The organism is Ruminococcus sp. (assembly GCF_019423705.1).
Taxonomy (GTDB): domain Bacteria; phylum Bacillota; class Clostridia; order Oscillospirales; family Ruminococcaceae; genus Hominimerdicola.
In genome coordinates, this window is record NZ_JAHZAX010000014.1 from 37,160 (window position 1) to 48,241 (window position 11,082).

Annotated in this window: 10 protein-coding genes; 5 read left to right on the forward strand and 5 right to left on the reverse strand. The window is 45.4% G+C overall.

Annotated features, from left to right (window positions below):
- Positions 1-318 precede the first annotated feature (318 nt).
- Positions 319-738: a metalloregulator ArsR/SmtB family transcription factor gene (locus QZ371_RS10800; protein WP_295212851.1), complete on the forward strand. Its 420-nt coding sequence runs from the start codon at positions 319-321 to the stop codon at positions 736-738.
- A 41-nt stretch (positions 739-779) separates the two neighbouring features.
- Positions 780-3,356, forward strand: coding sequence for a heavy metal translocating P-type ATPase (locus tag QZ371_RS10805; protein ID WP_295212859.1), 2,577 nt, complete (start codon positions 780-782; stop codon positions 3,354-3,356).
- 232 nt (positions 3,357-3,588) lie between these two features.
- On the opposite strand, the gene QZ371_RS10810 is transcribed toward QZ371_RS10805, so the two are convergent.
- From QZ371_RS10810 to QZ371_RS10825, 4 genes are read right to left on the reverse strand one after another with little or no spacing between them, the layout of a single operon-like run.
- On the reverse strand, positions 3,589-4,320 hold the full coding sequence (locus tag QZ371_RS10810; RefSeq protein ID WP_295212869.1) for an ABC transporter ATP-binding protein: 732 nt from the start codon (positions 4,318-4,320) through the stop codon (positions 3,589-3,591).
- Between the two features lie 21 nt (positions 4,321-4,341).
- Positions 4,342-5,196, reverse strand: coding sequence for an ABC transporter permease (locus tag QZ371_RS10815; RefSeq protein WP_295212878.1), 855 nt, complete (start codon positions 5,194-5,196; stop codon positions 4,342-4,344).
- A 41-nt stretch (positions 5,197-5,237) separates the two neighbouring features.
- Positions 5,238-6,356 carry a CDP-glycerol glycerophosphotransferase family protein gene (locus tag QZ371_RS10820; RefSeq protein ID WP_295212887.1) on the reverse strand — a complete coding sequence of 373 codons (1,119 nt, stop codon included), beginning with the start codon at positions 6,354-6,356 and terminating at the stop codon, positions 5,238-5,240.
- The gene (locus QZ371_RS10825; RefSeq protein WP_295212890.1) at positions 6,357-7,193 is read right to left on the reverse strand and encodes a glycosyltransferase; all 837 of its coding nucleotides are present in this window, start codon (positions 7,191-7,193) and stop codon (positions 6,357-6,359) included.
- Positions 7,194-7,397: 204 nt separating this feature from the next.
- Here QZ371_RS10825 and QZ371_RS10830 point away from each other — a divergent pair, with 204 nt between their 5' ends.
- The 3 genes from QZ371_RS10830 (at position 7,398) to QZ371_RS10840 (ending at position 10,656) form a co-directional block, all read left to right on the forward strand.
- Entirely contained in the window at positions 7,398-8,858 is a 1,461-nt protein-coding gene (locus tag QZ371_RS10830) for an LCP family protein (protein WP_295212898.1), read from the forward strand.
- A gap of 412 nt (positions 8,859-9,270) precedes the next feature.
- On the forward strand, positions 9,271-10,236 hold the full coding sequence (prmA, locus tag QZ371_RS10835; protein WP_295212908.1) for a 50S ribosomal protein L11 methyltransferase: 966 nt from the start codon (positions 9,271-9,273) through the stop codon (positions 10,234-10,236).
- Positions 10,237-10,317: 81 nt separating this feature from the next.
- Complete coding sequence (locus tag QZ371_RS10840; RefSeq protein ID WP_295212916.1) at positions 10,318-10,656, forward strand: hypothetical protein; 339 nt, start codon at positions 10,318-10,320, stop codon at positions 10,654-10,656.
- Between the two features lie 206 nt (positions 10,657-10,862).
- On the opposite strand, the gene QZ371_RS10845 is transcribed toward QZ371_RS10840, so the two are convergent.
- Positions 10,863-11,082: sporulation stage IV protein A (locus QZ371_RS10845; protein ID WP_366558736.1), on the reverse strand; the 220-nt coding region annotated here is incomplete at its 5' end.

Genomic DNA, 11,082 nt, shown 5'->3' on the forward strand with positions numbered 1-11,082 from the left:
AAAAATATCAAACGGGCGAACGATGTTCGCCCCTACCCAATGAAACGCTGTAAAATGCGATTATTAAAATGTAGGGGACGGCGTCCTCGACGTCCCACTTTGGATTAACCGCAAACAAATATAAACACGGGCGAACAACAATTTTCGCCCGTTGTTTTTGTATGTTCTGCCATTCGATTTATTATCGCCTAACCGCATATTTTTCAGAAAAAATCAAAAAAATCTCCTTTACCCCCTTGACAAATCCAAAACATATGCTATAATAAACATATGAACAGTTATTCATATGTTAGTTTTAAAACACAAGGAGGCTTATAAATGAGCGAACTTAATAATAAAGATACCAATGATATCGCAGATATCATTGAGACCATCGAAAAGAAGCACCATTGCGACCATAAACAATGCGGCGGAAAAAATATAGAAAAGGTGGAGCAGCTTGAAGAAACAATGCCTGTCGAGGAAGAAGTTTACGATGTGGCTGAGCTTTTCAAGGTGCTGGGCGACCAGACAAGGGTGAAAATACTCTTCACGCTGATAAAAGATGAAATGTGCGTGTGCGATATCGCAGACCTGCTTGAAATGTCACAGTCCGCAATATCCCATCAGCTTAGAGTGCTGAAACAGGCAAGGCTCGTCAAGTATAGACGTGAGGGCAAAACGGTCTATTATTCCGTCTCCGATGAGCACGTTGCGATTATCCTTAATATGGGTATCGAGCACGTCAGCGAAGGTTAAATAGTATAGTAAGTATAGCAAACCAGTAAGGAGAATGTAAAATGAGTAAATTGGTTCTTTTGCTTGAGGGACTTGATTGCCCTCATTGTGCGGAAAAGATCGAGAGCCGTGTGGGCGATCTGGGCGGCGTAAAGTCCTCAAATCTTGATTTTATCAATAAAAAGCTCACAGTCGAGCACGAGGCCGACGAAGCCGCTCTTGTGGGTGATATCGAAAACCTTGTCCATAAGCTTGAGCCTGACGTTAATGTCAAACAGGTGGGCAAATCACCAGCAAACAACGGCGATAAGACCCTCAGCCTTAAACTTGAAGGCCTTGACTGTCCTCATTGCGCCGAGAAGATCGAAAGCCGTGTTGGCGAGCTTGAGGGCGTAACAAAGTCAAATCTTGACTTTATCAACAAAAAGCTCACAGTAAAATTCCAGGGCGATGAAACAGCCCTCAGAGAAGAGATCGACAAGTGCGTCCATAAGCTTGAACCGGACGTTGAAATAGAGGATATGGCGCAGTCAGCCGAAAGAACTCTTTATCTCAAGCTTGAAGACCTCGATTGCCCTCATTGCGGTGAGAAAATAGCAAATCGTGTGGGCGAGCTTGCCGGCGTAACAGCTTCAAATGTTGACTTCATCAACAAAAAGCTCACAGTCAAAACAGACGGCTCGAACCCCGACCTGCGTATCCAGATAGAGGACACAGTACATCAGCTGGAGCCCGACGTTACAGTCAAAGATTTCGGCAGCACTTCCGCCGAGCCGCAAAAAGAAAGCGGCCATAAGAACGATATAATCAAGCTTTCTGTCGCAGTTGTTTTCTTCATCGTCTCAATGCTCCTCGATAAGCTTGGCAGCGGCGACGTCTGCAAATATCTCAGCTATGGCTTTGCAATCGCCGCATACCTTATCGCAGGCCTTGAAGTTGTTATCGCTGCGGTGAGAAATCTCGTCAAGGGCGAAGCTTTCGACGAGTCCCTGCTTATGACGATCGCAACGGTCGGTGCATTTGCGTTGGGCGATTTCCGTGAGGGCGCAGCCGTAATGCTCTTCTTCCAGATCGGCGAGCTCTTCCAGACTATCGCAGTCGAAAAGTCGAGAAAATCCATCACAAAGCTTATGGAGCTCAAACCTGAGTCCGTAACAGTCGTAAGAGACGGCAAAACTTACGAGCTTCCGCCTGAGGATATCCAAAAGGGCGAGATAATCGCAGTAAAAACAGGCGACCGTGTTCCGCTGGACGGTATCATCACAGAGGGCGACTCACAGCTTGATACCTCAGCCCTCACAGGCGAATTTCTCCCTGTTGAAGTCGGAGAAGGCGACAGCGTTCTCAGCGGCTCAACAAATCTGAGAGGCCTCCTCAAAATAAAAGTAACAAACACTTTCCACGAATCCGCCGTGTCGAAGATCCTCGATATGGTCCAAAACTCCAGCGAAAGAAAAGCAAAAACAGAAAAGTTTATCACACGTTTTTCAAGGGTATATACCCCAGCGGTGGTTTTCGCAGCCCTTGCCCTTGTGTTTATCCCAAGCTTCATTTTGGGTTTTGACCAGTTCTCAAATTGGCTTTACAGAGGTCTCCTCTTCCTCGTAATTTCCTGCCCTTGCGCACTTGTTATCTCAGTTCCGCTCTCATTCTTTGCAGGAATCGGCGGCGCTTCCAAGAAGGGCATACTTATCAAGGGTGCAAAAAATCTCGAAACAATGGCACAATGCAAGACCCTTGCCGTGGATAAAACAGGCACTCTCACAAAGGGCAAGTTCACAGTCCTCGAAGTCAATGAGCAGGGCGTTTCAAAGGATAAACTCCTCGAAACAGCCGCATATTGCGAGAGTATGTCCACCCACCCGATAGGCCTTTCAATCGTTGAATATTTCGGCAAAGAGATCGACGGTTCAAGACTTTCCGATATGGAAGAGATCGCAGGAAACGGCGTAAAAGCTAAGCTTGACGATAAGGAAGTCCTCTGCGGAAAGAAAGCCCTCCTCGAAAATAACGGCATAAGCGTTCCTGCCTCCGCAGAGTCCGCAACAGCAGTTTATGTTGCTCTGGACGGCAATTATATCGGCGAGATACTCCTCGGCGACGAGATAAAAGAAACCTCACCAAAGGCAGTTTCAAACCTCAGAGATCTTGGCGTTGAAACAGTCCTCCTCACAGGTGATAAGAAAGACACCGCCGCAGAGGTTGCAAAGAAAGTCGGCATAAAAACCTTCTTCAGCGAACTTCTCCCAGAAAACAAGGTCGAAAAGGTGGAAGAGCTCATCAACGACCCGGACCGCAGACTTGTTGCATTCGCAGGCGACGGAATAAACGACGCTCCTGTTATCGCAAGAGCAGATATCGGTATCGCAATGGGCGGCCTTGGCTCAGATATAGCTATCGAAGCCGCAGATGTAGTGCTTATGAACGACGACCCGTCAAGCATTGCAGACGCCGTAAAGATATCGAGAAAAACAATGACTATCGTAAAAGAGAACATAATCTTTGCTCTCGGCGTAAAAACCGCCGTGCTTATCCTCGGCGCAGTCGGCCTTGCAGGAATGTGGCTGGCAGTTTTCGCAGACGTCGGCGTATCGGTAATAGCGATTCTCAACGCCCTCAGAAGCAGCAGAACAAAATAAAATACAAAACGGATAAAAATAACAGGCGATACTCAAAAGCGAGTACCGCCTGTTTTGATATCATTATGTAGGGGACGGCGTCCTCGACGTCCCACAGCTTTTGTATAAAAAACATACTGTATATGTATGGGCAAAAAAATTGTTGTTCGACAAGCTCACAACAATTTACGTTCGCCCGTTGGTTTAACGGCAACGTTACATTAACCGCCGTACATTCATATGTTTTTACAACTCATTTCTTCTTATCATATTCCGCAAAAGCTTCCTCAACAGTTCCGTCGACCTTGACCTTGCCGTCTTTGAGGAATATCGCCCTTGTGCAGGTCTCCTCGATAGCCTTTCTCGAGTGTGAAACGAAAAGCACCGTAACACCTGCCGCAATAACGTCGTTTATCTTGTTGCGGCACTTCTGCTGAAAGTCTGCGTCACCAACGCTCAACGCCTCGTCAACTACAAGTATGTCAGGGCGGATATTGATGTTGATAGCAAATCCAAGTCGCATTTTCATACCGCTTGAGTACGTCCTTACAGGCTGGTCGATGTATTCCCCTAGGTCTGCAAAGTCGATTATGTCCTGCTCGATCCCCTTTATCTGGGGATCAGTCAAGCCAAGCAGATAACCCTTGAGGTAAATGTTCTCCATTCCCGTCATATCAAGTGAAAATCCAGCCGTCAGCTCAAGCAGCGCAGCGACCTTTCCCTTTACGATTATCTCACCGCTGTTCGGAAAGCTTACTCCCGTTATCATCTTGAGTATGGTGGACTTGCCTGCGCCGTTCTTGCCGATTATTCCCACTGATTCACCGGGGTATATCTTGAAGCTTACGCCCTTGAGGGCAGGGTGCTTCTTTACGCCCTTGTTTTTAGTGAAAATGGCCTTGAAACGAGCCTTTTCGTTCTTGTATAAAAAGTATTCCTTTTTTACGTCCTTAAATTCAATAATAGGCTGAGTGTTATTATCCATTGAAAGCCTTAGATCCTTTCTTTACAATACATCTGGAAGGATCTTTCTGAACTTCTTGTAGGTGTGCGCTCCCAGAAAGATCATAAAAATAAACTCCGCATAGAATACGATAGTCTCCGTTGTGTAGTTTTGGTCGAAAATAAACGTGTCCGTAAGAAAGCTCTTGCGATAGCCGTTTACAAAGTAGTTTATGGGGTTGAAGTACATAAGCTTCTGAAGCCACATCGGCCTTATGTCATATGTGTTCCAGAATATGCCCGAAAGCCAGAACAGACCCGTGATGATAGAGTTTATAAGGTTCTCAAAGTCCTTGCTGAATGCGCTCAGCGGAGCAGTCGCCCAAGAAAGCACCAAGAAAAACAGATACATCATCAAGCAGTAATAAATAAACTGCAAATTGTAAATGCTAGGTCCAAATCCCATACATACCAGCACAATGTACATTATCGCACAAAGCATAATGTGGATATAAAGTCCCGAAAGGGAAGTGAAGGTCATAATGTTTGAAACAGGGAATGAAAGCTTCGTAACGAATTGCTTGTTGTTTCTTATCGACCTCGAACCGCCTACAATGCACTCTGAAATGTAAAACCAGGGCACATAACCCGTCAGCATAAAAATAAACTGCGAGTATTTTCCGTTTATAAAATGTACGCCGCCGTTTCGTTTAAGCCCTATCTCAAAGGCGAACCAAAGTATAAAAAGGGTGAAAGTCGGCTTTATGAGCGCCCACATCGGACCCAGCGCCGCACCCTTGTATTTCTTTTTCAGCTCGCTGACCGACAGCATTTTAATCTGCCTCAGCTTGCCCTTGTGCTCTTTCAATATCTGAGTGAGCCCGAACCAGTCAAATTTCTTCTTTTCGATTTTTACCATCTCCGTAAATACTAATGCTTTAATACTTTGATACTTTGCCCTCAGTTCTTTCCAAGAGCATAGTCTATTATCCTCTTTGTCGCCCCACCATCGCAGGAGGACATATATTTCTCGCAGAAAGCCTCGACCCCCGTGCCGTCAAAATGCTCCGCATTGTAAAGCACCGCCGCCGCAAGCTTCTCGCCGTCCGTAACTATCTCACCCGGCATATCCTTTTTGTAATCAAGATAAAAGCTCCGCTCTCTGCTGTATTTTTCAAAATCGGGCGCAAATATCACCCAAGGCTTTTTGTATAAAGCGTATTCAAATATAAGCGACGAATAGTCCGTGATGAGCATATCCGCCACAGGGAAAAGCCTGTTCGTGGGTATATCGCAGTTTGTCAAAGGGCTTCCAAGCCTCGGGTGCATTTTTATAAGCACAGCCCAGCCCCCGCCAAGCTTCTCTTCCAGCCCTGCGGCATATTCCTCGCCAACGCAGTACGCTTCCCCAGCGTTTCCACGAAACGTCGGCGCATAAAGCACTATCTTCTTGCCCTTGTATTGAGGATATCTCGCAAAAAATTCCTTCCTGCAATCCTCGTTGTAATTCTCGTCAAAAAATACGTCCGTGCGGCTGACGCCCAGCGCCTTTACAATATCCCTTTTTAGCCTGAACGCCGAGTTGAAAACGCCTATACATTCAGGACTGCTCACGGTTATAAGATCAAAATTCCTCGTCACAGAGCCCTTGTAGTGCGATGATATATCGTCCTCGCTGTCATACCCAAACTTTTTCAGCCCCCCGCAGGAGTGCCAAAGCTGCACAACAGTCGTGCCCTCACGCTTTTTGCAGGCCGTGCAAGGCACAAAATAATTGCATATGAACACCGCCCGTGCATTTGCATAGGCTTTCATAAAGTTCATCATATACCTAAGCCCTTGTGCCGTGCCGCACTTTGAAAAATCGCAGTACATTTCCTTTACATCATATCCACGGCGCAAAAGCTCGTCCCTCACAAGTTCCATACTCTCGGGCGTTTTCTCGCAATTTGAGTCCGCAAGTATCACACTCTTCGGGTCGATATCCTTATTTATCGACAGCTTGTAGCATATCGGCAAAAGCGTTTTCTGCAGCGCCGATTTTATGTGCTGTCGTAAAATATGCTTGAAGCTTTCCATTTAACCTCTTAAAAATCTCTTGTATATCTTTCCAGTCAGCGAACTTGGCATAACAAATATAAAAAGCTGGAACGCACAGGGCACGATAAAATCAATTATCCCCGAATATCCCATTCTGAATATCTTCCACCGCACGCTGATAAACGACTTTGTGTTCGCCCAGTTGCGCCTCCGCTGGTAGTTGTTGGCTGTCACCCTGTAAAGCACCAGCGTCTTGTCAAGATTCACGCCCTTTGCGCCGTCCGCCAGCATTTTCACAACGAACTCGTAATCCTCACAGCGCTTTATGTTGCTGTAACCGCCCACGCTGACCGCCCTCAACTTCTTGTAAACGAGGGTCTGATTGTTGAAGGGATTGCGCCGCTTAGCGTACTTGTGTATCTCTTTGTTAGAAAGGGGAGTCTTTTTCGTTGCGATGATATCCCCCGTGTCGCTGTCGAACTCGTCGATATAAGCCCCCAGCATATCAATGTCAGGGTGCTTCGCCATAGCGTAAAGCGACCTCTCGCAGCGGTCAGGCTTGGCAATATCGTCAGAGTCCATTTTGACTATATACTCATTTTTGCAGGCGTCAATGCCCATATTGGCGCACCTGCCCGTGCCCACATTGTTTTTCAGCCTCAGCGCACGGAAGCACTCGTAATTGTCCTCATAGAACTTGACAACTTCCTCAAGCTCGTCCGTAAGCTTTCCATCGCAAACAAGAACAAAATCGTCCGTCTGATAAGTCTGATCGATCATACTCTGAATGCTTGTTTTAAGAAACTGCGGCTTTTCGCCTGCATAGACGGACATAAGCACGCTGTAAGGGGGCAATTTAACACCTTTTACTGTCATAACACACGACCGTCCTTTCTTTATTTATACTAGAACTTTATACCCTTATTATAAAGCATTGCCGAATAACTGTAAGCTATTCTATTATATCATCACCGCAATATTTTGTCAACAGGGAATGGGCTTTGCCCATTCCCTGTTGACAGGGTGAAACTGATGTATTATAATAGGTGTATCGTCAAAAAGATTGGAGGTTCGACTATTTTGGCAGATAATAAACGACAAAACGGCAGAAATAATAATGACAATTACGATAATTACAACAATAATTATTATAATAACAATAACGAATATGACCCAAATGCCCAGCAGGACTATTACGAGCAGGAGTATCAAAGACAGCTTGACGAATTCCAGCGTATGCAGGGCGGCGGACAAAGCGGCAATGACCTGCACTTTGAACAGTATGACGACTACTATGACGAGGGCTACGCAGAGGACTATCAGGATCACCCCCAGTATGACCAAAACCGACAAGGCTCTTATAATAGCTCAAAAAGATCACAGCAAAGACAGCAAAGCAGCGGCCAAAACAGACAAACCCGACAGCCCCAGAAAAACCGCTCCACCCAAAACAGAAACAGCAGAAACCGTGACCTGCAATTCGGCTCAAATAATACCGCAAGAAACGGCCAAAACGCAAATAGATCAAACACCAAAAGCAACATAAATAGCAAAGGAAAAAAGAAAATGGAGAAAAAGCGCCACCCAATAAGAACCTTTTTCAAGGTGCTCATAATTATAATATTGGTGCTGTTCATTCTTGCAAACGTCCTTCTTTGGCGCTATATCAGTATGGTGAACACAGTCGAGGGCGGCGAGCGTACAGTCACAAACGCCTCAATGCAAAGCGCAAACGTCCGCAATATCCTTGTTATCGGCTCTGATACAAGAAGCGCCAGCGAGCGTGGCCGCACCGATTCAATGATACTTCTTTCCATAAACAGTAAAACCAAAGAGATAACAATGACGTCCTTTATGCGTGATATGTACGTCGAGATAAAGGGCAAGGACGCCGACGGCAACGATATCGACACTTGGGATAAAATGAACGCCGCCTACGTCTATGGCGGAGCAGAGCTTCTTATGGATACCATAGAGTATAATTTTGACATTGCCGTGGACGATTACGTCTATATCGACTTCTATTCCTTTGTCGACATAGTTGACGCAATTGGCGGAATAGAGATAAAAATTTCCGATGAAGAAGCCGAGGGAATGAAGCCGCCAATGGCAGAGCAGAACAAAATTCTCGGCAACAAAAAGGGTACAGACTATCTCGACCAAGGCGGAACGCTGCTTTTAAACGGCAACCAAGCGCTTGCATATGCAAGACTGAGATACGTCGGCAATGCGGACTTTGAAAGAACTGAGCGACAGAGAACAGTCATTACAAAAATAATCGAGAAAGTTAAGAGTTCAAGCCCATTGACCATTGATAAGTTTGCGAAAGCTTCGATGTCAAATCTGACAACGAATATGTCCAAGACCGAACTTTATGCGTTGGCGTATAAAGCGTTGTTCTCGATGAATTACGAGATAAATTCGTTGAGAATACCGGCGGACGGAGATTATAGCTATGGCGATCATAACGGACAATCCACGCTTGATGTGGACTTTGAGAACTGTAAAACTCTGCTGAGAGAAACGATATACGGTAATTGATGATAAACGATGAGAAAATTTAGGGGACGGCGAATTTTATTTGCTCGCCGTTACTCGCAGATAAAATGACGTCCCACGCAAGGCTCAAACGTCATTGATTTATTATTGCAGTAATAGAACAACGAGGTTGTGCTTCTTGTCAATTGATAAGCCAAATACGTTTATGCTCCGAGTGGGCTGTCGAGGACGCCAGCCCCTACATTTGCATTCTAACGATACGTTGCAGATTATAAAAACCAAAGAGGACGCACAACCACGTCCTCTTTTTCATAGCTGAACAAACTTGACAATTGTTAAACATACACAATAATCAAAACTTAACTTCGTGAAATATAATTGAATAATACTCTTTACAAAAAGATAAAAATGTGGTATAATAAAGGTATTATCAGCGCTGAAAGGATATGATAAGATGAATTGGGTCGAGATCGACATTTTCACAACAACAGAGGGTATCGAAGCCGTAACGGGCAGTCTGCTCGGTATGGGCATAAACGGCTTTGTTATAAAGGACGCACAGGATTTTCAGGACTTCTTGAACGATAAGGACGGAAATTGGGACTATATCGACGACGACCTTATGGGACTTAAAAACTGCGAAACTACCGTCACAGTTTACCTCCCGGAGAACGCTCAAGGCCTTGAAAACCTCGGAGCCGTTAAGCTTGAGCTTAAAGCTCTCAAGAAAAGAGATACCGACGATAAGTTCGGCAGACTTGAGTATGAGCTCAAAAACGTCAAGGAAGAGGATTGGGCTAATAACTGGAAACAGTACTTCAAGCCACTCTGCGTGGGCGAAAAATTGCTTATCAAACCGTCTTGGGAAAAGATCGAAGAGGGCGAAAAAAGAAAGATCCTCGAGATCGACCCTGCCTCATCTTTCGGTACAGGCCAGCATAATACTACCCAGCTTTGCCTAGAGCTCGTCGAGAAAAATCTCTCCGACGGCGACCATATCCTTGACCTCGGCTGCGGAAGCGGTATCCTCTCAATAGGCGCTCTGCTCCTAGGCGCTGAAAGCGCAACAGCCGTTGACGTTGACGAAAATTCCGTCAAGATCGCTAAGGAAAATGCCGAGAAAAATCATATCCCTGCCGATAAGTATACAGCCTATTGCGGCAATATCATCGACGATAATGCCCTCGTTGAAAAGATAGGCACAGGCTATGACCTCCTCTGCGCTAATATCGTGGCGGACGTACTTATCGGTATGAGCAGCATTTTCGGCGGATTTATCGAGGAAGGCGGCACCCTTATCGTATCGGGCATTATCGACCAGCGTAAGGACGAAGTCCTCGATAGACTTAAAGCAGAAGGCTTCAAACTCGTCGAAATAAGAGAAAAAGAGGATTGGGTAGCAGCCTCATTCAAAAAGTAAAATGTAGGGGAATTTGCAAATAGTAATCTAGTAAATTAGTAAGAAAAGCGAAAAATAAGCAATGAAAGGAAGGTTTCAAAAATGCAGTTATTGTTTTTGGTTATCAAGAGAGTTGAGTTGGTAGACGATATTATGCGCTCGCTGGCACAAGCAGGCATAAGAGGCGGCACAGTTATCGACAGCGTTGGAATGGCAAAGTCCATTTCATCAATGGATAATCTGCCGATGATAGGCGTGCTCAGATCTATCCTCAGCGGTGAGGACTCCGCACAGAAAGGAAAAACGATCTTCGTTGCCGTTGCCGACGATCAGGTCGACGTGGCAAGAAAGGCAATAACTGACGTTACAGGCGACCTTTCTCAGCCAAATGCAGGCGTACTCTTCGGCGTTCCAATAACATTCGCCGAGGGCGTAAATTAAGCATAATTTTATCGAATATAAAAAGCGTTTTGCAGAAACAAACCCTGCAAAACGCTTTTTTAGTTTATTTTCTTTCAGAATACAAACAAAGTATGGTATCCAAATTCAATGTAGGGGCGAAAATTGTTGTTCGACAAGGCTCACAACAATTTATGTTCGCCCGTTTCCCATTACGCTTCTGACTTGTCGTTATTTCTATGTACCGTCTACAAAATAAAGCAAATAAGCCCCGAACAACCCTCGTTTATCATTCGTTCAATGGTCTCTTTTATCTTCATTCGTGCGTCCTCCGGAAGCTTCGCAAGCTTTGCGTGTAACCCCTCGCTGACAAGTTCGTGGAGCGACTTGCCGAAAATGTTCGATTCCCATATTTTCTCGGGGGATTCCTCAAAATCATTGAGCATATAAAGCACAAGCTCCTCCGAC